Here is a 22,182-nt window from a genome sequence, read left to right on the forward strand (position 1 = left end):
ACTGAATTTTCATTTTCGTTATGCTGAAAAGGTATCAGTCACCGCCGCTCTGCCTTCCGAATCATTAAAAACGACAAAAGTTGTCTAAACGTTAAATTCGTCACACTTTTGATGATAAACTGCGCGACTTTTCCGCACGTTTTTATCTTCAGGTGACGCCATGACAGAACATATCCAGCCCACAACCAGACCGCAGACCAAAGAGGTGTCGCGCCCCAACTGGTCGGCGGTTTTCTCCGTGGCGTTCTGCGTCGCCTGCCTGATTACCGTTGAGTTTCTGCCGGTGAGCCTGCTGACGCCGATGGCGCAGGATCTGGGCATTTCCGAAGGCGTGGCGGGGCAGTCCGTTACCGTCACCGCCTTTGTGGCGATGTTCGCCAGCCTGTTTATCACTCAGGTGATTGGCGCGATTGATCGCCGCAAAGTGGTCATTCTGTTCAGCGTGCTGCTGACGCTCTCCTGCCTGCTGGTCTCTTTCGCGGAAAGCTTCACCCTGCTGCTACTCGGTCGCGCCTGTTTGGGGCTGGGATTAGGCGGCTTCTGGGCGATGTCGGCCTCGCTGACCATGCGCCTGGTGCCCGCGCGCACCGTGCCAAAAGCGCTGTCCGTTATCTTCGGCGCGGTCTCTATTGCGCTGGTGATTGCCGCGCCGCTGGGCAGCTTCCTTGGTGGGATTATCGGCTGGCGTAACGTCTTTAACGCGGCGGCAGTGATGGGTGTGCTCTGCATTATCTGGGTGTGGAAGGCGCTGCCGTCCCTACCGGGCGAAGCGGCGCACCACAAACAGAACATGTTCGCGCTGCTCAAGCGTCCGGGCGTGCTGGCGGGGATGACCGCCATCTTTATGGCCTTTGCCGGGCAGTTTGCCTTTTTCACCTACATCCGCCCGGTGTTTATGACCATGGCGGGCTTTGACGTGGACGGCCTGACGCTGGTGCTGCTGAGCTTCGGTATCGCCAGCTTTATCGGCACGTCGCTGTCGTCCCAGTTCCTGAAGCGCTCCCTGAAGGTGGCGCTGGCGGGTGCGCCGTTGCTGCTGGCGGTGAGTGCCACGGTGCTGATTTTGTGGGGTAGCGACAAATGGGTTGCCTCGGCGATTGCGATTATCTGGGGCTTTGCCTTTGCGCTGGTACCGGTGGGCTGGTCGACGTGGATCACCCGAACGCTTGCCGATCAGGCGGAAAAAGCCGGGTCGATTCAGGTGGCGGTGATCCAGCTGGCGAACACCTGCGGTGCGGCCATTGGCGGCGTGGCGCTCGACCATCTGGGGCTGACGTCACCGCTGGTGATCTCCGGCACGCTGATGCTGCTGACCGCGCTGCTGGTGGCGGGGAAGGTTAAGGCGAAGTAGTGTTTTTCTCCCTCTCCCGTGGGAGAGGGTTGGGGTGAGGGCATCAGGCTACGCCGATGCCTTAACCCTTCTACGCGAATCCATCGAAATCAGCACCACCGACGACACGATCAGCAGCGTCCCCAGCCAGTCCGGCAGCGTAAACGCCACGCCTAGTAACACCACCGACAGTAGCGCGCTGCTCAGCGGCTCGGCGCAGCTCAGAATGCTCGCCTTCGGCCCGCCGATCATCTGCGCGCCCTTCAGGTACAGGCTGAACGTCAGCGCCGTGCCGATCACCACCAGGTAGAAAAACGCCAGCAGCAGGCCGCCGTCAATCACGAAAGTGGTGCCGCGCCCGGCGTAGAACGGCGTCAGCATTAACCCGGCAATCAACATGCTCCAGCCGACAATCGGCAGCGTGCCGTAGCGGGCAATCAGCGCTGACGGATAGGTTGTGTAAAACGCGGCGGCAAACGCCGAGGCGATGCCGAAGAACAGCGCGGCAGGGGAGATGGAGAGCGAGGTTGGGTCGCCGTGGGTCACCAGCAGGAAGGTGCCGATCAACGACGTAAAAATCGCTGACAGGACAAACACGCCGGGACGCGTTTTCCGCGCCAGGGCGAACCACGCCACAATGATGGTCGGCGACAGAAACTGGAGCACGGTCGCCGTAGCGGCATTGGATTTTTCAATCGTCAGCAGGAAGGTGAGCTGCACGGTGAGTGCGCCGACCAGCGAGAAAAACAGCAGACTGAGCGCGTCTTTACGATGCTTGATGATCGAGAAAATCTTGTCGCCGTGAACGAAGGAGAGCGTCAGCAGGATCACGCCGGTAAACAGCAGGCGAACCATGGTCAGGTAAGGCGAAGAAATGTGGCTTTTCTCCATGATGTACTGCGCGCAAACTCCGGAACTGCCCCATAAAACGGCGGCGATCAGGACGTTCAGCATCCCTTTGCGTGTGGAACCCATTTTCTCCCCTGCTATGTTGTCGTTAATTGGCCAACAGCATAGCATGGTTGTGTGCGGCCTGATGCCCTCACCCCGGCCCTCTCCCATGGGGAGAGGGGGAAAACCGTAGGCCGGGTAAGCGTAGCGCCACCCGGCATGTTGTTGACCTTAGAACCACGCCTCCCACATCGCGCCGACGTTGAAGTCGTCGAGCGTCTCGTCTTTGGTATTGTTCACGCGCGCGGTGCGTTCATTATCCACTTTGCCGCCGGTGACGTAGAAGCGCAGCATCGGACGGAACTCAGGCCCCATGGCGATAGACATGTTCTGCGACAGGGTCAGCTTCCAGCCCTTGTTGTCGCCGCCGTTGTCGTAGTCAACGTGCTGCCAGCCTGCTTCCAGCCAGGTGGAGTGAACGTCGTTCCACCAGTGCATCGGGCGCACGATGGCGTTGTAGTTCTTGCGGTTGTCGGTCTTATCGCGGCTGTTGTCGTAGTCGTGGAAGGCGAGGATGTACTCCACCTGCGTGGCCTGGGTGAATTTATACAGCCCTTCGAAGCTGGCGTAGACCGTGGTCAGATCTTCGGTTTTGTTGAACACGCTGTTATCCGCATTATCGGAGTAGCGGGCGATCACCTTATTCACGCCGCTGTCGTTGGTGTGGCTCAGCACCACGCCGCCCTGCCAGGCGTTCAGGCGTTCGTCGCTTTCAACCGCTTTCGAATCAAAGCCATAGTTGGCGTACAGCTCCATGTCGATCGGGCCGAGCTTCATGCCGTGGATTTTGGAGGTCGCGGCGTAGTTGCCCTTGTCGCCCGTGCCGGAACCGCCGGTACAGGTGATGCGCGACGGGTTCGCTTCGTCTTCCATCACTTCCGGGCTACAGGATTCGACTGCCGCCACGGCAGCCACGTCAAACTGCACGCCGCCGATGTCGAAGTTCTTCACGCCTGCGCCCTGGCCGTCGTGGTTCATCCAGAAGTAATCATTAATGCCCTGCTGCGGACGCTGGTGGAAGTCACGACCGGCCCAGAAGTAGGCATTTGGGTTGGAGGCCATAATGTTGGTCACCCCCGCGTAGGCTTTTTTCAGGTTAACCTCGTCGCCCCAGTGGTCGATCATCACGTTGATGTCCCAGATGGCGCCGTTGTCCCCTTTGAAGGCCTTGGAGAGCTGGAATTCCCCGCCGTTACCTTCGTTACCCAGACGACCAATCGCGGACGCGCCGTTGTAGGAGCCGTCCACCGCCACGTATTTCTGATCGGCGGCCTGGAAGTGCGCGCCGTAGCGGGCGTAGCCGGTAAATTTAATGCCGAACGGGATCGCCATATCCGGGGATTGCGCCGCGCTTTGCGGCTCGGTTACCACGTCCGCTTTTTTCGCAACCGCCGCATCCATTTTGGCCTGACGCTCGGCCAAAGCTTTATCTACCGCTTTCGCCACAATGGCGTCGATTTGCTCCTGGGTAAATTCTTGTGCGAGTACGGAAATTGGGCAAAGCGCGGCGATAACCGCCATGGTTAATGGAAGTTTTTTAATCGTATTCATGGTTATCTCAATATAGTTTAATTTTATTCAGACAATAACCATCCCGCTCCGATCTGACAGAGTATGTCGCTATCATCAGAACAAGTGGATCTCTATTTAGGGTACAGAGGTATTACATTAACTTTATTTCGCCATAGACTATCTCTGATATAAATGAATAATTTCTTCAGACAGTTCACGCGCTAATAAGGAATTCATTAAATGATCCTGCGCGTGCACCATGATTAACGTCATCGGCTGGCGGCCTTCGCCTGCATCCTGCTCGATCAGTTTGGTCTGCATCTTGTGCGCCTGGCGCGCGTAGCCGTCGGCTTCGTGCAGCAGGCTTTTGGCCTCGTCAAAGTTGCCCTGACGCGCCGCGTGCAGCGCTTCAAAGCACAGGCTGCGGGACTGTCCGGCGTTGACGATAATTTCCATTACGGCTTCTTCTAGTGCGATCATCATTATTACTCTTTTTCAAAACTATTATTTAAGGCGGTGGCGGCAAACCACTCTCCGCTTTTCTTAATGGTGCGCTGCTGCGTCTTTAAATCAAGCTGGATAAATCCGTAGCGGTTTTTATAGGCATTGCACCACGACCAGTTATCAATAAACGTCCACATATGGTAGCCAAGACAATTGCACCCTTCGCTAATCCCTTTATGCAGCCACGTTAAATGCTCAGAAATAAACTCGATGCGGTATTGATCGTTAATCTGGCCATTTTCAATAAAACGCTGTTCATTTTCGACGCCCATGCCGTTTTCAGAAATAAAGCAGCGAGGGTTGCCGTAATTGTCGCGCAGGTTAACCAGAATATCGTAAATACCCGGCTCGTAGATTTCCCAGCCGCGGTACGGATTCATCTTGCGGCCCGGCATCTCGTAGTTATCAAAGAACCACTCCGGCATAAACGGCGCCTGCGGGTTCACCGCGCTGTCGCGACACTTCACGCGGCGCGGCTGATAGTAGTTCACGCCGAGCAGGTCGATTTTCCCTTCCGCAATCAACGCGCTGTCTTCCGGTTTGCAGGCGGGCAACTGATCGTAGGATTTCAGCAACGCCACCAGGTCGGCCGGATACTCCCCGCGCAGTACCGGGTCAAGGAAGCTGCGGTTAAACATCAGGTCCGCGATATGCGCCGCCTTCACGTCCGCCGGGTTCTGCGAGCGCGGGTAGGACGGCGTCAGGTTCAGCACGATGCCGATCTCCCCCGCGTAATGTCCGGCGCGGTAAGCCTGAACGGCCTTCGCGTGGGCCAGCACGGTGTGATACGCCACGGTGGCGGCCCGGCGGAAATCCACCACGTTGGGATAGTGGAAGTCGTACAGATAACCGCCTTCCACCGGCACGATCGGCTCGTTGAAGGTAAACCAGTGCAGCACGCGGTCGCCGAACAGTTCGAAGCAGATCTGCGCATAGCGGGCGTAAGCGTCCACCACGTCACGGTTTTCCCAGCCGCCGATTTCCTGCATCGCCATCGGCATGTCGAAATGGAACAGGGTGATAAACGGCGTGATGCCCTGTTCATTCAGCTCATCAATGACCTGATTGTAAAAATCGACCGCTTCCGGGTTCACTTCACCGATACCGTCGGGGATCAGGCGTGCCCAGCTAATCGAGGTACGAAAGCTGTTGTGGTTCAGCTGCTTTAACAGCTGAATGTCCGTTTTCCAGTTTTGATAAAACGTGGAGGTCTGCTGCGGCCCCACGCCGTTGTGAAAACGGTTCGGCTCGCGGGCAAACCAGTAATCCCATGTGGTTTCCCCCTCTCTTGCCCCTTCGGTCTGGAGAGCGGAGCTTGCGCTGCCCCACCAGAAGTTATCGGGAAATGCGTATTTCATGTCCTTTCCTCTTTGACTTAATTGCTTGCGGCTTCAGCGGTACCGACGGTTGCCTGGGCTTTCTGCTCTTCGTTTTTCATCAGCGTACGCTCATAGGCGCGCAGGAACGGCAGGTACATCAGCGCGGACATCACCATACAAACCAGGCACATTATCACCGGACTGAGCGCCCAGTTTGCCGCCCATGAGGCACCAATCGGCGCGGGGGTGGTCCACGGGGTTAATGACACCACCTGAGCCAGCCAGCCGAGCTTCGTTGCGCCGTACGCCAGGCAGGCATTGACCAGCGGAACAAACACGAACGGGATAAACAGCATCGGGTTCATGATGATCGGCGCGCCGAACAGAATCGGCTCATTGATGTTAAAGAAGCTCGGCACAATGCCCATTTTGCCGATGGTGCGCAGGTGCGTGGCGCGGCTGCGCAGCAGCAGGAACGCCAGCGGCAGCGTGGAGCCTACGCCGCCAATCAGCAGGTAGTGATCCCAGAAGCCCTGCAGGTAAACGTGCGGCAGCGCCGCGCCTGCGGCGAGCGCCGCCTGGTTTGCGGAGAGGTTCGCCATCCAGAACGGGTTCATGATGCCGGTGACAATCAGCGAGCCGTGAATACCGGCAAACCAGAAGATCTGGCACAGCAGCACGGAGAGCAGTATCGCGGGTAGGGAGTCGGATGCGGATACCAGCGGCTCCAGCAGGTGCATGATCGCCTGCGGGATGATCATTCCGGTCTGCGCTTCAATGAACAGGTTCAGCGGGTGCAGCGTACCGATCACCACCATCACCGGGATCAGGATCTCAAACGAACGCGCCACGCCGGTGGGCACTTCCTTCGGCAGGCGGATGGTCACGTTGTTCTGCTTCAGCCACGCATAGACGCGGGTGGCGTAAATCGCGGTGATAAGCGCGGTAAAGATGCCCTGACCTGACAGATATTGGGTGGAGATCTTACCGTCGGCATACGGCGCGGCGACCAGCAGGAAGGCCATAAAGGCCAGCAGGCCGGACATCACCGGGTCGAGGTTAAACTGACGCCCCAGGCTCGCCCCAATCCCCACCGAAATGAAGAAGGTCATCACGCCCATGCTGAGGTTAAACGGCAGCATCAGCTGTTCGCGGTAGGTCTGGGAGAAATCCAGCCAGCCGCGGGCGAAGCTGTTGGTGGTATCCGCCGAGAACGGCGGGAAAATGAACACCAGCATAAACGAGCCGATGATCATAAACGGTAGCGCGGCGGTAAAGCCGTCGCGGATGGCAATCACATACTTTTGCTGACCCAGCTTTGCGGCCAGCGGGGTAATTGACTGCTCAATCACCGCGACCATGGATTGATATAACGAACTCATGTGAACACCTTTTAGTGTGCCGCTTCGATGAGCGACAGAGCATAGTCCAGTACTTTATCGCCACGCTGCATGCCGTAGTCCATCATATCGATGGGCTGCACCGGAATGCCTTTCGTAGCCGCCTTGTCTGAGAGTGTCTGTAACATGTATTTCACTTGCGGTCCGAGAAGTACCACCTGGTATTGCGGAAACTGCGTATCAAATTCGGAAACACCGTACGCATCAATCTTCACCGGCAAACCACGTTCTTTCGCGACATCGACCATTTTGCTGACCAGCAGGCTGGTGGACATCCCGGCAGAGCAACACAGCATAATCTTGAACATCGACAACCATCCTCTAAATGTAAATAGTTATTGCGAAGATGATTGGACATGATACGGAAACCGGTTTCCATTTATAAAAAGCAGAACTGTGATAACCATCAAGATCCAATACTTATGAGGCTAATTAACCGGATGTGTGTCACATAATTTGGCTGTTTTGACATCATTTTGAGTGGAAACGGAAAATCGGTTTCCATGAAAAACGGAAACGGATATACTCCGTTCTGGCTATAATGTGAGCCGTAGCGGTTATGGAATTTGCAGGCGCGAGGTTAGCCTGCCAGGGGAAAGAGATGTCGACAATCAATGATGTATCACGTCTGGCCGGGGTGTCTAAAGCCACGGTATCGCGAGTGTTGAGTGGGTCACGTGGCGTTAAGGAAGCCAGCCGTCAGGCCGTGCTAAAGGCGGTGGATGAGCTGAACTACCGTCCTAACGTGATTGCCCAGTCGTTGCTGAGCCAGTCGACGGGCTGCATTGGGGTGATTTGCGCGCAGGAAAACATTAACCAAACCACCGGGTATCTTTACGCGCTGGAAAAACAGCTCAGCCAGCACCAAAAACACCTGCTGCTGCGCTTCGCCCATAGCAAAGCGGAAGTGATGAATGCTCTTGAAGAACTCTCCTGCGGCCTGTGTGACGACATTCTGGTGATTGGCGCCCGTTTCCCGCTGGACGTGGATATGGACAACGTCATTCTGGTGGACTGCATGGAGGCTGATAACTCCAACAGCATCCAGTTCGATCACGCCTTTGCCGCCGAAACCGCCTGTAACTATCTAACCAGCCAGGGGCGTCGCCAGATTGCGCTGATCCACCCGCACGGCAGCGGGTTTGCCGACCAGGTGCTGCTCGGCTATAAGCACGCGCTGGAGAAAAACTTCCTGCCTTTTAATCGCAACCTCGTCTTTATGGACGCGACCTCCTCGTCCGTTGCGCTTCAGGAATTACTCAACAACGCGTCCACGCTGAACTTCAACGCGTTACTGGTGGCGGACGAGCAGGAAGCCCAGCGGGTGATCCCGCAGCTGCAGGCGTTTAATAAATCCGTACCGGACGACATTATGGTCTTTAGCCTTGCCGGATCGCTGCACCTGCCGGGTATTCCGGTGATCCCGGCGATTGAATATTCCATGGATGCCATGGCGGCGCGTATCGTAAGCTGGCTGACGGAGAAAACGCAGATGCTCGGGTCCTATGTTCTGCGCGGGGATCTCATCATTCCGGACGTGCGGAAGCGTTAAAACATTTTCCAGGCCGGGTAAGCGCAGCGCCACCCGGCGAGAACTCAATAATCTTCCAGACAATCCACCTGACCAACCGCAGCCCAGTAGGCGTCCAGGTTGTCGCGCTTCACGGCGGTGATGGCGTTTTTGATCAGCAGCTGATTGGCCTCGGACGACAAAATCATCTCCTGCCAGGCCTTATCGCTCTGCTTTTTCTGTGGCGTACAGGTTTTCTTAATATCTTTCAGGACCTGTTGCTTAATCTGCGCCTCTTTCGCCGGATCGTCCTTTTCTTGAGCATGGACAAACGCGGCGAAGAGCAGACAAACCAGCAGGCAGACCAGGTGCGCAGCTTTCATCAACAACCCCCTTTAGACGTCACAGGCTTCCCATGAAATATATCGTTACATTCAGTGTAGCGATTCCAGTCGAAAGTATGATTTTCTCTTTTCTGCGCATGAGAATCGCCCACCGATAAGGTTACTGGATCCCCCCGCCCAGCGACTGCCACAGCGTGATACGGTTCTCCAGGTCGGTTTGCTGCAGCGCAATCAGCGATTCCTGCGCCGACCACAGCGACCGCTGCGCGGTCAGTACCGTCAGATAATCCCCCGCGCCCGCCTTATAGCTGCGCGTTGCCACATCCAGCGTTTTTTGCTCGGCCGCCACGTATTCTCGCTGGGCATCAAGCTGCTCGCTGAGCGTTTCACGGCGCGCCAGCGCGTCGGCCACGTCTTTAAACGCGCTCTGGATGGCTTTTTCGTAGGTCGCAATTAACCCTTTTTTCTCGGCTTCTGCATAACGCAGCTGCGCCAGATTGTTGCCACCGCTGAACAGCGGCAGGGTGATGGACGGCGCGAATGACCAGACCTTCATCCCGTGGCTGAACAGGGAGGAGAGCGAGTCGCTGCCGACGCCCGCGCTGGCGGTCAGTGAAATGGTCGGGAAGAAGTTGGCGCGCGCCGCGCCGATATTGGCGTTGGCGCTCAGCAGGTTATGTTCCGCTTCCTGAATGTCCGGGCGGCGCAGCAGCGCGCTGGAGCTGACGCCCGCCGGGATCAGCGTGATGGCGTTGTTGCTCAGGCTCTCCAGCGTACCGGGCAGCAGGTTCTCCGGCACCGTATCGCCCGCCAGCAAATTGAGGGCATTTTTATCCTGCATCACCAGCGTCCGGTAGCTCGCTACGCTGGCGCGCGCCTGCTGGTAAACCGCCATCGCTTCACTGACGTCCGTAGCCGCCGCGACGCCCACTTCCTGCTGGCGCTTCACAATCTTCAGCGAGTTTGCCGCGCTCTCCATTGTGGATTTCGCCAGCGCCAGGTTGCTGTTATCCGCCGCCAGCGTCACCCAGGCCGTGGTCAGCTCGCTAACCATCGTCAGGCGCGTGTTCTGCGCGGTGAACTCGCTGGCAAGCCAGGTTTCACGCGCGGCGCGGGAGAGGCTCTGGTTGCGGCCAAACAGATCCAGCTCGAAGCTGGAGACCGCGCCGTTGGCTTCGTCGCTTGTCGCAACACCGCTTGCCAGCGTGCGGCTGCGGGTGTGGCTCAGCTCGGCGTCCACCGTCGGAAACAGGGACGAGCGCGTTTCACCGTACTGTGCGCGGGCGGCGTCGATATCCGCGATCGCTTTTTGCACGTCGCGGTTGCTGTTCAGCGCCATCGTTACCACGCTTTTCAGCCTCGCGTCGTTCATCACCTGCTGCCACTGGCTCACCACGGCGGTGGCTTCGCCGTGCGCGCCGGGCAAGGTCGCCGGGACGGGAGCGTCCGGGCGTTGATAGGTAGGGTCTAACGACACACACCCTGCGCTCAGCAGGGCTAACGCTAAAACAGTGACACGAAACATTATGACCTCCGGTTCGGGTGTTTACCGGAGAACAGACGTTTCACCAGTACAAAGAATAAAGGGACGAAGAAGATCGCCAGCAGCGTCGCAGCCAGTGTTCCGCCGATAATGCCGGTACCAATTGCCACGCGGCTGTTGGCACCGGCACCGGTTGCAACGGCCAGCGGCGTCACCCCTGCGATAAACGCCAGCGACGTCATGATGATGGGACGCAGACGCGTCTGGGCGGCACGCAGGGCGGCGCGCGTCAGGGAGTAACCTTCTGCGACTTTGGCTTCGGCAAACTCGACAATCAGGATGGCGTTCTTCGACGACAGGCCGATGGTGGTGAGCAGCGCCACCTGGAAGTAGACGTCATTACTCAGGCCGCGCAGGGAGGCGGCAAGCGCCGCACCCAGCACCCCAAGCGGGATCACCAGGATGACCGAAATCGGCACCGACCAGCTCTCATACAGCGCCGCCAGGCACAGGAACACCACGAGAATGGAAAGGGCATAAAGGCTCATTGCCTGACCGCTCGCCAGTTTTTCCTGCAACGATAAACCGCTCCACGCCCAGGTGCTGCCGGATGGCAGGCTGTTTGCCAGCTGCTCCATTTTGCTCATCGCCGTGCCGGAGCTCGCGCCGCTGGCGTTTTCGCCCTGTATCTCATACGCCGCCGAGCCGTTGTAGCGCACCAGGCTTTCCGGGCCATACTCCCAGCGGGTGGTGGCGAAGGCGGAGAACGGGGTCATGGTGCTGTCGCTGCCGCGCACATACCATTTGTTGAGATCGGACGGCACGGAGCGATAGTCGCTGTCGCCCTGGATGTAGACCTTTTTCACACGGCCGCGATCGATAAAGTCGTTCACGTAGGTCCCGCCCCAGGCGCTGGAGAGGGTGTTGGTGACGTCGCTCAGGGACAGCCCCAGCGACACGGCCTTGTTGTTGTCGATATCCACCTGAAGCTGCGGCATCTGCGGCAGATCGTTGGCGCGCACGGCGTGCAGCGAGCTGTCCTGGTTGGCTTCGCCAATCAGCTGGTTACGCAGTTTAAGCAGCGCATCGCGGTCGGTGCCGCCGCTGGCCATTAGTTCAAAGGTAAAGCCGTTGCTCTGGCCCAGGCCGTCCACCGCCGGCGGCGTCATCGCAAAGATGGTCGCATCGCGAATGGTGCTCAGTTCCTGCGTGGCACGCAGAGCGATGGCCTGAGCCGTGTTTGCATCGCCTTTACGCTCTGACCAGTTCTTCAGGGAGACAAACGCCATCCCGGCGTTCTGGCCGCTGCCGCTGAAGCTGAAGCCTTCAATGGTGAAGATCACGTTGGTGTTGGCTTTCTCTTTGGTGAGGAACCACTCGCGCACCTGGCGGCTGACTTCGGCGGTACGTACCGTCGTCGCGCCGGCTGGCAGGGTGTACTGCACCATGATTTCGCCCTGGTCTTCCGTCGGCAGGAAGCTGCCCGGCAGCTTAAGCATGGCGAAGCCCATCGCGCCGCAGAGCAGGGCGTAGATGACCAGCATGCCGCCGGAACGGCGCAGAGCGCGCAGCACCTTGTTCTGATAACCGCGCTCGGTCCTGCTGTAGAAGCGGTTAAACGCGCCGAAGAAGCCCTTTTTGTGCGGCGTCGTGTGGCTCAGAATCGAGCCGCAGAGCGCGGGCGTCAGGGTCAGCGCCACCACCACGGAGAGGAACATCGCCGAAATAATGGTGACCGAGAACTGACGGTAAATCACCCCGGTGGAGCCGCCGAAGAAGGCCATCGGCAGGAATACCGCAGAGAGCACCAGCGCAATGGCGACCAGCGCGCCGGAGATTTCGCCCATCGATTTCTCGGTGGCTTCCCGGGCGGGCAGCCCCTCGTCGCGCATAATACGCTCGACGTTTTCCACCACCACGATGGCGTCATCCACCAAAAGCCCAATCGCCAGCACCATCGCAAACAGCGTCAGGGTATTGATGGAGTAGCCGAACAGCGCCAGCACGCCGAAGGTACCCAGCAGAACGACAGGTACCGCCAACGCGGGGATCAGCGTCGCGCGGATGTTTTGCAGGAACAGGTACATCACCACCACCACGAGGACAATGGCTTCGAACAGGGTCTGAATCACGTCCTCAACGGAGATCTTGATGAACTCGGTGCTGTCCTTCGGGTAGGCCACGTCGTAGCCTTCCGGCATCGACTTTTTGAACTCGGCAATCTTGTCTTTCACCGCCGTCGCAGTGTTGAGCGCGTTCGCACCCGGTGAGAGCATGACTGCCATACCCGCCGCCGGGTGGCCGTTGAGCTTCGCGGTGGCGGTATAATCTTCGCTGCCCATCTCCACGCGGGCGACATCGCTGATGCGCACCACCGCGCCGTTGGACTGGCTCTTCACAATGATGTTTTTAAACTGATCCACCGTCTGCAGGCGCGACTGGGCTCGGACGGTGGCGGTCAGCTGCTGGGCGTTCGACGAGGGCAGCGCGCCGATTTTACCGGCGGAGACCTGCACGTTCTGCGCTTCAATCGCGTTCTGCACGTCGGACGGCATCAGCGAGTAGGATGCCAGCTTCGCCGGATCGAGCCAGATGCGCATCGCGTATTCCGCCCCGAACACCTGCAGGCTCCCGACGCCTTCCACGCGCGCCAGCGGATCCTGCATATTACTCACCAGCCAGTCGGCAATATCCGAGCTGCTGGCGGTGTCGGTTTTATCGTACACGCCCATGATCAGCAGGAAGTTGCTCTGGGATTTTTCGACGGTGATCCCGGACTGCTGCACCTCGGTGGGCAGGCGCGATTCCGCCTGCTGGACTTTGTTCTGCACCTGCACCTGAGCGGTGTCCGGGTCAGTGCCCTGCTCGAAGGTGACGGTAATGCTCACCGATCCGTCCGAGCTGCTGGTGGAGGTGAAGTAGAGCAGGTTATCCAGCCCGGTCAGCTGCTGCTCGATCACCTGCGTTACGCTGTTTTCCAGCGTCTGCGCGGAGGCACCGGTATAGGTGGCGGAGATTTTGATCGACGGCGGCGCGACGTCCGGGTACTGCGCGACCGGCAGCGTGCGGATGGCCAGCATTCCGGCGAGCATGATAAGAATAGCGATAACCCAGGCAAAGACCGGGCGACGCACGAAGAAACGGGAAAACATCAGGCGTTTCCTCCGTTGGCTTTCATCTCTTCGGCCTTCACTTCCTGCCCGGCGGTGACTTTGTCAGTACCTTCCACAATCAGCCTGTCGCCCGCCTTCAGCCCGCTCAGCACCAGCCATTTGTCGCCGTAGGTGTCACCCGTTTCCAGCTGACGCTGCTCGACCTTGTTGCTGGCATTGACCACCAGAGCGGTGGCGGTGCCTTTGGCGTCACGGGTGATGCCCTGCTGCGGCGCGAGGATCGCGTCGCTCATGACGCCTTCATCCACCCTGGCGCGGACAAACATGCCCGGCAGGAGCTGATGCTGCGGGTTCGGGAAGACGGCGCGCAGCGTGACCGAGCCGGTTGATTCATCCACCGCCACTTCGGTTAACGCCAGGCGGCCTTTCTCGCTGTAGGTGCTGCCGTCTTCGAGGATTAACGACACGCTTAGCGTATCGCTATTGGTGGCAAGGGTTTGCTTGCGTAAACGCAGCAGATCGGCGCTGGAACGGGTTAAGTCGACGTACATGCTGTCCAGCCCGCGAATGGTGGCGAGCGCGGTATCCTGCTGGGCGGTGACCAGCGCGCCGGGGGTGACGGAGGAGATGCCGATGCGTCCGGCAATCGGCGCGGTGACGGTGGTCCAGTTGAGGTTAATGCGCGCGCTCTCCTGCGCGGCCTTCTTTGATTCAACGCTGGCCTTGTCCTGCGCGCAGGTGGACTTCGCGTCTTCTGCGTCCTGACGCGACACGCCGTCGTCTTTCACCAGCTGCGCATAGCGCTGGGCTTTCTGGCAGTCGGCCTGCACCAGCGCCTGGGCCTGTTTCAGCGCCGCGGCGGCTTCATCAAACGCCGCGCGGTAGCTGGAAGGGTCAATTTGATACAGCGCCTGTCCGGCCTTCACGGTATCGCCTTCGGTGAACAACCTCTTCTGAATAATGCCGCCCACCTGCGGGCGCACTTCGGCGCTCATGGCGGCGGTGGTGCGGCCCGTGAGTTCGCTGACGACGGAGACCGGCTGGCTCATGAGAGTGACAATCCCCACATCCGGAAGAGGATGCTGGGGAGCAGATGTTTGCGCATTATCGCACCCGGTCAGGAGGAGTAATGCCGCGATGGAGGTTGTTATGGTTTTCATAATCTTTTTCCAGGGTGAACGATGCCTGCCCTGTTAAAGGCTCAACAGGGAGAAAGGCTATTTAAAGGCACAGCGATACCGCATCTCCGGCATGGCCGAAAATGTTAAGTTGGGAAATTACTTATTCCCGCTAATTATTCACATGCGATTACTTCGCAGAGAAAAGCATATTTAAAATATTCTGATAGATAGGCTCTAATTGTTCTGGCGGTACTTTTAAAGGCGCGAGTCGACGGTAAATCGTGCCTTCGATCATCACCGCGGTAATTTCCACGCAGCAGCGAATATGTTCATCGCTCAGATGAGGAAATTGTTTTTTCAGGTGCGCACAGGCATTGGTAAACATCCGGGCATCGGCTGCGATCAGCATGGCCGCCACCTGCGGGTTACGGGTCGCCTCGGCAGACATTTCGAGCATCAACGCATCGTCGTCTTCGTTGAGCGTCTGACGCCAGGCGAGCGCCTGCGGCATCCCTTCCACCACCGTTTTGTCCTGCATCCCTTCGATGCGTGAGTCGATAATGCGGCGGATCATCTCTTCAATAATCGCGTCTTTGTTACTGAAATAACGGTAAATTTGCCCGACGCTAAGCTTCGCCTCACTGGCAATTTGCGACATGCTGGCGGCGTGAAATCCGCTGGCGCGAAAGCAGCGACGCGCGGCGGTGATGATTTCGTCCTGACGTTGTTTTTGTCGTTCTTCCAGCTTTGTGCTCATCGTCGTCTACCGTGTAAAAGTGAGAATGATCGTTCTCAGTATACGTTTGGGGTGCGTATTGGAAAGGCTTTTTTTATTTAGTTATTGAGTGAATGTTTCTGTATTAAAAAAAAGGAGGAAATTAGGAGTTTTTATGAAGGTTAAGCTGTGAGATATTCAAATTGCGCGGAAAATAAGGAGAGGAATATGCACCTGAGCATAACAGATAATGTAACACCCGCAGAAAAAGAAGAGCTATTTGTGGGGTTAAGAGCCTATAACGGACAGTTTATCGATCTGACAAACTTTAGCGGCGACATTGGCGTTTATGTACGAGACGATAAAGGCGTCATGCTCGGCGGGCTCATTGGAGTGCGTAAAGGCGACTGGCTGAATATCGACTTTCTCTGGGTCAGCGACACCGTGCGGGGTACGGGCGTGGGCAGCCAGCTTATCAAAACGGCGGAAGAGGAAGCCAGACGCAAAGGCTGCAAGCATGCGCTGGTGGATACCGTCAGCTTCCAGGCGCGCCCGTTCTATGAAAAACAGGGGTACCAGCTGCAGATGTCTTTGCAGGATTATCCTTATCCGGGCATGCAGCGACATTACCTGGCGAAAGCCCTTTAAGCTTTGAATCCGTAGGCCGGGTAAGCGCAGCGTCACCCGGCCATACCCGCATATAACTTATCCTTCTTATTGATTCTTTTTCGTTTTTTATTTCTCCGCCTCGTTGTCGATATAGTCACTACAACATTCAGCAAAAGGAACTTTCTCGTGAAACGTCGATTGGGTGCTCTGGTTCTCGCTGGCCTGCTGCTGGCAGGGTGCGATCAAAGTGGCAGCTATGCCAAACACATAAAAGTGGGCGTCATCAACGGCGCTGAACAGGACGTGGCGGAAGTCGCCAAAAAGGTGGCAAAAGAAAAATATGGCCTGGACGTGGAGCTGGTCGGATTCAGCGGCTCGCTGTTGCCTAACGATGCCACTAACCAGGGAGAGCTGGATGCCAACGTTTTCCAGCATCGCCCGTTCCTTGCAGAAGATAACAAGGCGCATGGCTACAAGCTGGTGGCCGTGGCGAACACCTTTGTTTTCCCGATGGCCGGCTATTCCCGCAAAATCAAATCCGTCTCTGACCTGAAGGACGGGGCGACTATCGCCATTCCAAACGATCCGACCAACCTTGGCCGCGCGCTGCTGCTGCTGCAAAAAGAGAAGCTCATCACCCTGAAGCCGGACACCGGGCTGCTGCCGACGGCGCTGGATATTACCGCCAACCCTAAGCAGCTGAAAATCATGGAACTGGAAGGGGCACAGCTGCCGCGCGTGCTGGATGACCCGAAAGTGGATGTCGCCATCATCAGCACTACCTATATTCAGCAAACCGGGCTATCGCCGGTGCATGACAGCGTCTTTATTGAAGATAAAAACTCGCCGTACGTGAACATCGTGGTGACGCGCGAAGACAATAAGGACGCGGAGAACGTGAAGGCGTTTATCCAGTCCTATCAGTCACCGGAAGTGGCGAAAGCGGCAGAGACGATCTTTAACGGCGGGGCGGTGCCAGGCTGGTAAAGGTGCCGGCAGAAAACGCGGTGATGAAAATGGCCCGATTCCATCGGTAATCGCCCTTTAACCCACAGCACCAATTGTGACGGCTGGCTATTCTCCTTATCACACCAACCGGAGGATAGCCCATGAACATTACCCAAATTCGCAATGCCACCCTGCTGATTACCTACGCCGGAAAACGCCTTTTAATCGACCCGATGCTGGCCCCGAAAGGCGCTTATCCGGGCTTTCCCGGTACGGCGCATGCCGAACGCCGTAACCCGACGGTCGAACTCCCTGTCGACGTCAATACGCTGCTGGACGCTGACGCGGTGATCGTCACCCATACCCATGACGATCACTGGGATCGCACCGCGGCAGAGCTGATCGCCAAAGACAAACCGATCTACGTGCAAAACGATCGTGACGCCGCGCTGCTGCGCAGCCAGGGATTTACCAACCTGACGGTCATGACCGACGAGACCACCTTCGGGGAGGTTCGGATTGCGAAAACGTACGGCGGCCAGCACGGTACCGACCGCGCATACGCCGTGCCGGAGCTGGCGGAGCGGCTGGGCGAGGCCTGTGGCGTGGTGCTGCGTCATCCTGATGAGAAGACGCTCTATCTTGCCGGGGATACCATCTGGCGCGAAGAGGTGGCAGCCGATCTGCAAAAACACCAGCCAGATGTGGTGGTACTGAACGCCGGTTATGCCCACGTCATCGGCTTTGGGCCCATTATTATGGGGCAGGAGGACGTGCTCAACGTTCATTTCCTGCTGCCGCAGGCTAAAATCGTCGCGAGCCACATGGAGGCGATTAACCACTGCCTGTTGACCCGCAGCGCGCTGCGTGAGTACGTCGAATCCAACCAGGTGAGCGATGTGGTGAGCATTCCCCAGGATGGCGAAACCGTTATATTCTGAGTGCGTTAACGGGAAAGGAGAGACAGATGTCGCTAATCAACGTCGCGATTGTCGCGGTAGACGGGTTTAGCCCGTTCCACTACTCCGTTCCCTGCATTCTGTTTGGTGATTCGGTCTCCGGCGAAAAGCGCTTTAACGTGACGATCTGCGCCGAAACGCCGGGGTTTCTTACCTCAAAAGACGGGTTTGCCCTCAACGCCACGCAGGATTACACCGCCATCGGGCAGGCCGACATTGTTGTCGTTCCCTACTGGCAGCACGTCCTTGAACGGCCGCCTCAGGCGCTGCTCGACAGCCTGGTGTTGGCGAGAGACAACGGCGCGGAAATTGTCGGCCTGTGTCTGGGGTCGTTTGTGCTGGCCTGGGCGGGGATCCTCGACGGTAAACGGGCCGCCACCCACTGGGAGTTTGAACATCACTTCCAGTCGCTCTTTCCGAACGTCCAGCTGGATATCAATGCCCTCTACGTGGATGACGGCAATATCATCACCTCTGCCGGTACCGCGGCTGCGCTGGACTGCTGTCTGTACATCATTCGCCAGCGTTTTGGCAGCGTCGTCGCCAACCAGATTGCCCGTCGGATGATTGTCCCGCCCCATCGCGAGGGCGGGCAGGCGCAGTTCATCGCCCAGCCGGTTCCGAAAGATACCCGTGACGCACGTATTAACTGCCTGATCGACTACCTGCAGCAGCACATCACCGAACCGCATAGTCTGGACTCGCTGGCGGAGGTGGTTTCGATGAGCCGCCGCACGCTGACTCGTCATTTTGTTAAAGCCACGGGGATGAGCGTCGCCGACTGGCTTACCGCCGAACGCCTGCGGCGCAGCCAGATTTTGCTTGAAGCCGGAAATATGCCCGTTGAGAGCGTGGCGGAACTGGTGGGATTTAATTCCGCCGTCACCTGGCGACAGCAGTTTAAGGCGCGCTTTGGGGTGAGCCCTGCTGAATGGCGAAAAACGTTTCGCCTGCATATTTAATTTATTACGGCTAACTCTTCATTGAAGGGTAAGTTAAATATTTCTCTTATTTTCTTAATCGAGCTCGCAATTTTCTGAAATAATATTCTTTTTAATGTGCCATAACGCAAATCACATATACTCGCATTAAGAATGCTCTTATATTGCGACTATTATAATTGCGAAATAACCTTGTGGCATGGATGAATAGCTCAGAAATAAAAATTAGAATAATTTCATTTGTAAATTATGCCGTTGCTATCTTATTGGCTGCGCTTTTTTCAGCGAGCGCTCACGCTGCGCCGCTGTCGCCAGCCGATCGCGATGCCATTCAACAGCAACAGCAGCAGCTTTTACTCCAGAACCAGCAGCAGCGTGAAGAGCTGGAGCGCAGTATTCCCCTTCCCGAATCCGCCAGACCACGGCCTGTTACCGGCTCCGGGCCTTGTTTCACCATTAACAATATTACGCTTTCCGGCGCGACCTTAATCTCCCCAAAAAACCAGCATAGACTTGTTGCGCCGTGGCAGGGCCAGTGTCTGAATATGGCGAAAATAACGGAGCTTCTGGCCCATATTTCCGACTGGTATATCAGCCGGGGATATATCACCAGCCGCGCCTTTCTTACCGAGCAGGATCTGTCCGGCGGTCAGCTGAATATTGTTGTGCTGGAAGGCCGGCTGGAAGCGATTCGCCTGGAAGGTGAAACGCCGCGGATGCTGAAAATGGCGTTTCCGGGACGGGTGGGGCGCATCCTTAATTTACGCGACATCGAACAGGGCATGGAGCAAATAAACCGTTTGCGCGCCGAGCCGGTTCAGATTGAAATTCTGCCGGGGACGCAGGCTAGATATTCGATTGTTAATCTCACGGCAAAACCGGAATTTCCCTTAAGCGCATCCGTAAGCCTGGATAATAGCGGGCAGAAGAGCACCGGTGAAAACCAGCTTAACGGCGTGCTCACCGCCAACAATATGCTGGGGCTGGCGGATAAATGGTTTGTCAGCGGCGGGCGCAGCAGTGATTTTGCCAGCGCGTACGATGCGCAGAATTTCCAGGCGGGCGTCAGCGTGCCGTTTGGCTAAGGCTTGCTGGACTACAGCTACGCCTGGAGCAACTACCGAATCACCATCAATAACCAGGGGTTCAACTGGCTCTCCACGGGCGATACCAAAACCCACCGCGTCAACGCGTCGTGGGTGGTTTTCCGCAACGGGGATGTGAAAACCGGTATCGCGGCAGGCGTAGTTCAGCGTTCAAGCCGTAACTGGCTTAACGACGCGCCGCTTCAGAGCAGCACGCGCAATCTCTCCAGCCTGATCCTCGGGGTTACCCACACGCAAAAAATGCTGGGCGGTGTGGCGACCTTCAACCCGACCTGGAGCCACGGCATGCCGTGGTTCAATGCCGAAACCGACGAAGGTAAATCCGGCGATATGCCGCGGGCAGAATTCCGCAAATGGAGCCTGAACGCCAGCTTCCAGCGTCCCGTCGCCCGTAACGCCTGGTGGCTGACCAGCGCCTACGGCCAGTGGTCGCCCGACCGGCTCTACGGCTCCGAGCGCCTGACGCTCGGCGGGGAAAGCTCCGTGCGCGGTTTTAAAGAGCAGTATCTGTCCGGGGATAACGGCGGCTACTGGCGTAACGAGCTGGGGTATTCCCTCTTCACCCTCCCGGTGATTGGCGCGGTGAACGCAACGATCGCCGTTGACGGCGGCTGGCTGGAAAAAGACCGTCAGGACCGCTTTGCCTCCGGCACGTTATGGGGGGCCTCTGTGGGGCTGAGCAGCGCAGGGCGCTGGTACAGCAGCCAGGTTTCAGTCGGCACGCCGCTGCACTACCCCGACTGGCTTGGCCCGGATCATGTGAGCGTTAACTGGCGCATTGCCTTCATGCTTTAAGAGACTCTACGACTATGGATACCCGTCACCCACCCGTTCGTTTCTCACAGTGTCTGATCAGCTGGATTGTCTGCGGCTTAATGGTCTGGCAACCGATGGCACCTGCCGTCGCGGCGGCGCTTACGCCGACCGGGCAGACCACGGTGGATCGGGCGGGGAACGGGGTTCCGGTCATCAATATCGCCACGCCGAACGGGGCGGGCATTTCGCATAACCAGTTCCAGGATTACAACGTCGGCAAAGAGGGGCTTATCCTCAACAACGGTACCGACCGTTTAACCCAGACCCAGCTGGGCGGGCTTATCCAGAACAACCCCAACCTGCAGGCCGGGCGGGAAGCGAAAGGCATCATCAACGAAGTCACGGGAGCCAGCCGCTCCCAGCTGCAGGGCTACACGGAAGTTGCCGGTAAGGCGGCAAACGTCATGGTGGCTAACCCGTACGGGATCACCTGTAACGGATGCGGGTTTATCAACACCCCCAACGCCACGCTGACCACGGGTAAACCGCAGTTTGACGCTAACGGTAACCTGCTGGCGCTGGATGTAACGAAAGGGGCCATCACGGTTGAAGGCCAGGGGCTGGACGCCAGCAAGAGCGACGCGCTGTCGATTATTGCGCGCGCAACGGAGGTGAACGCCGCGATTCACGCGAACGACCTGAAGGTGACGGCAGGTGCGAACCGCGTTGGCGCAGATGGAAGCGTTAAGCCGATTGCCGGTGAGGGGGCTGCACCCGTTGTGGCCGTGGATACCGGCGCGCTCGGCGGGATGTATGCCAACCGTATCCGCCTGGTCTCCAGCGAGAAGGGTGTAGGGGTAAACCTCGGCAACCTCACTGCGCGCCAGGGGGATATTCAGCTTGATGCGGGCGGGAAACTGACGGTCACGAACAGCGTGGCCAGCGGATCGATCGCCGCGAATGGCGCGGGGGTGACCCTCAACGGCAGCCATCAGGCCGCGGGGGCGCTGAATGTAACCAGCTCGCAGGATGTGGAACTCAATAACAGCACCCTCGCCAGCCAGGGGGATATGCGCCTTTCCGGTGAGGGGAAAGTGCAGATAACGGGCGGCAGCATCAGCAGCAAAGGCGCGCTCAGCGTGGCGGCCGGAAAGGATATCGTACTCACCAATACCCGCAGCGGAAGCGATACCCTTACCTCGCTGACCAGCGGCGGCACGCTGTCAGCCACGGGCAGTGCGATCTCGGCAGGAGAGAACCTGGCGCTGAGCGGTGGACAACTGGTGCTGGACGACCTGAGCCGGGCCGATGCCACGGGCGATATCCGCCTGACGGGCGGCACCGTCAGTAATCTGGGACAGGTGAACGCGGGGCGCGACGCTGCGCTCTCCGGCGACAGGGTGTCAAACGGCGGCCAGCTGGCGGCGAAAGGCCATCTGGATGTGAACGCCCGAGACCTTACGAACGGCGGCATGGTTCAGGGTAACGACATTACTTTACTGGGGCAGACGGTCACCAATAACGGTACTTTGCAGAGCGCGGGAACGCTGGCGTTAAACGC

Annotated in this window: 17 protein-coding genes and 2 pseudogenes; 8 read left to right on the plus strand and 11 right to left on the minus strand. The window is 57.8% G+C overall.

Going from position 1 to position 22,182, the window contains the following annotated elements:
• The first annotated feature begins 160 nt into the window (after positions 1–160).
• Positions 161–1,351, plus strand: coding sequence for a purine ribonucleoside efflux pump NepI (gene nepI / locus INF77_RS07705; protein ID WP_049000261.1), 1,191 nt, complete (start codon positions 161–163; stop codon positions 1,349–1,351).
• Between the two features lie 48 nt (positions 1,352–1,399).
• Here nepI and INF77_RS07710 read toward each other — a convergent pair whose 3' ends face one another.
• From INF77_RS07710 to INF77_RS07735, 6 genes are all read right to left on the minus strand, one after another.
• Complete coding sequence (locus tag INF77_RS07710; protein WP_028014977.1) at positions 1,400–2,305, minus strand: EamA family transporter; 906 nt, start codon at positions 2,303–2,305, stop codon at positions 1,400–1,402.
• 147 nt (positions 2,306–2,452) lie between these two features.
• Positions 2,453–3,832, minus strand: coding sequence for a carbohydrate porin (locus INF77_RS07715; protein ID WP_041911699.1), 1,380 nt, complete (start codon positions 3,830–3,832; stop codon positions 2,453–2,455).
• Between the two features lie 138 nt (positions 3,833–3,970).
• Entirely contained in the window at positions 3,971–4,273 is a 303-nt protein-coding gene (locus INF77_RS07720; protein WP_028014979.1) for a PTS lactose/cellobiose transporter subunit IIA, read from the minus strand.
• Between the two features lie 5 nt (positions 4,274–4,278).
• Positions 4,279–5,655 (minus strand): glycoside hydrolase family 1 protein, encoded by a 1,377-nt coding sequence (locus INF77_RS07725; protein WP_048959751.1) that lies wholly within the window; start codon positions 5,653–5,655, stop codon positions 4,279–4,281.
• A 17-nt stretch (positions 5,656–5,672) separates the two neighbouring features.
• Positions 5,673–6,998 (minus strand): PTS sugar transporter subunit IIC, encoded by a 1,326-nt coding sequence (locus INF77_RS07730; protein WP_028014981.1) that lies wholly within the window; start codon positions 6,996–6,998, stop codon positions 5,673–5,675.
• Between the two features lie 11 nt (positions 6,999–7,009).
• Positions 7,010–7,324 carry a PTS sugar transporter subunit IIB gene (locus INF77_RS07735; protein ID WP_014830072.1) on the minus strand — a complete coding sequence of 105 codons (315 nt, stop codon included), beginning with the start codon at positions 7,322–7,324 and terminating at the stop codon, positions 7,010–7,012.
• Positions 7,325–7,617: 293 nt separating this feature from the next.
• On the opposite strand from INF77_RS07735, the gene INF77_RS07740 reads away from it, so the two are divergent.
• Positions 7,618–8,568 (plus strand): LacI family DNA-binding transcriptional regulator, encoded by a 951-nt coding sequence (locus tag INF77_RS07740; RefSeq protein WP_041911696.1) that lies wholly within the window; start codon positions 7,618–7,620, stop codon positions 8,566–8,568.
• Positions 8,569–8,612: 44 nt separating this feature from the next.
• Here INF77_RS07740 and INF77_RS07745 read toward each other — a convergent pair whose 3' ends face one another.
• The 5 genes from INF77_RS07745 to INF77_RS07765 form a co-directional block, all read right to left on the minus strand.
• Positions 8,613–8,909 (minus strand): YicS family protein, encoded by a 297-nt coding sequence (locus INF77_RS07745; RefSeq protein WP_028014983.1) that lies wholly within the window; start codon positions 8,907–8,909, stop codon positions 8,613–8,615.
• Positions 8,910–9,030: 121 nt separating this feature from the next.
• Complete coding sequence (locus INF77_RS07750; RefSeq protein ID WP_063155225.1) at positions 9,031–10,395, minus strand: efflux transporter outer membrane subunit; 1,365 nt, start codon at positions 10,393–10,395, stop codon at positions 9,031–9,033.
• Positions 10,395–13,505, minus strand: a complete 3,111-nt coding sequence (locus tag INF77_RS07755; RefSeq protein WP_193531947.1) for an efflux RND transporter permease subunit — start codon at positions 13,503–13,505, stop codon at positions 10,395–10,397. Before INF77_RS07755 ends, INF77_RS07750 begins: the two co-directional genes overlap by 1 nt.
• The gene (locus INF77_RS07760; RefSeq protein WP_045260816.1) at positions 13,505–14,626 is read right to left on the minus strand and encodes an efflux RND transporter periplasmic adaptor subunit; all 1,122 of its coding nucleotides are present in this window, start codon (positions 14,624–14,626) and stop codon (positions 13,505–13,507) included. The genes INF77_RS07755 and INF77_RS07760 overlap by 1 nt, the downstream gene beginning before the upstream one ends.
• A gap of 148 nt (positions 14,627–14,774) precedes the next feature.
• On the minus strand, positions 14,775–15,344 hold the full coding sequence (locus INF77_RS07765; RefSeq protein ID WP_193531948.1) for a TetR/AcrR family transcriptional regulator: 570 nt from the start codon (positions 15,342–15,344) through the stop codon (positions 14,775–14,777).
• Between the two features lie 186 nt (positions 15,345–15,530).
• On the opposite strand from INF77_RS07765, the gene INF77_RS07770 reads away from it, so the two are divergent.
• The 6 genes and pseudogenes from INF77_RS07770 to INF77_RS23445 form a co-directional block, all read left to right on the plus strand.
• Positions 15,531–15,950, plus strand: coding sequence for a GNAT family N-acetyltransferase (locus INF77_RS07770; protein ID WP_059357161.1), 420 nt, complete (start codon positions 15,531–15,533; stop codon positions 15,948–15,950).
• 147 nt (positions 15,951–16,097) lie between these two features.
• Positions 16,098–16,898: a lipoprotein NlpA gene (nlpA, locus tag INF77_RS07775; RefSeq protein WP_193531949.1), complete on the plus strand. Its 801-nt coding sequence runs from the start codon at positions 16,098–16,100 to the stop codon at positions 16,896–16,898.
• 122 nt (positions 16,899–17,020) lie between these two features.
• Positions 17,021–17,800, plus strand: a complete 780-nt coding sequence (locus tag INF77_RS07780) for an MBL fold metallo-hydrolase (protein WP_193531950.1) — start codon at positions 17,021–17,023, stop codon at positions 17,798–17,800.
• Between the two features lie 26 nt (positions 17,801–17,826).
• Positions 17,827–18,780, plus strand: a complete 954-nt coding sequence (locus INF77_RS07785) for a GlxA family transcriptional regulator (protein ID WP_193531951.1) — start codon at positions 17,827–17,829, stop codon at positions 18,778–18,780.
• Between the two features lie 182 nt (positions 18,781–18,962).
• Positions 18,963–20,660, plus strand: a pseudogene (locus INF77_RS07790) (ShlB/FhaC/HecB family hemolysin secretion/activation protein).
• A 95-nt stretch (positions 20,661–20,755) separates the two neighbouring features.
• A pseudogene (locus tag INF77_RS23445) lies at positions 20,756–21,484 on the plus strand (filamentous hemagglutinin N-terminal domain-containing protein); the annotation flags it as partial.
• Positions 21,485–22,182: the final 698 nt, after the last annotated feature.

It is taken from the genome of Enterobacter cloacae complex sp. P1B (assembly GCF_014982345.1).
In the GTDB taxonomy this organism is placed as follows: domain Bacteria; phylum Pseudomonadota; class Gammaproteobacteria; order Enterobacterales; family Enterobacteriaceae; genus Enterobacter; species Enterobacter bugandensis.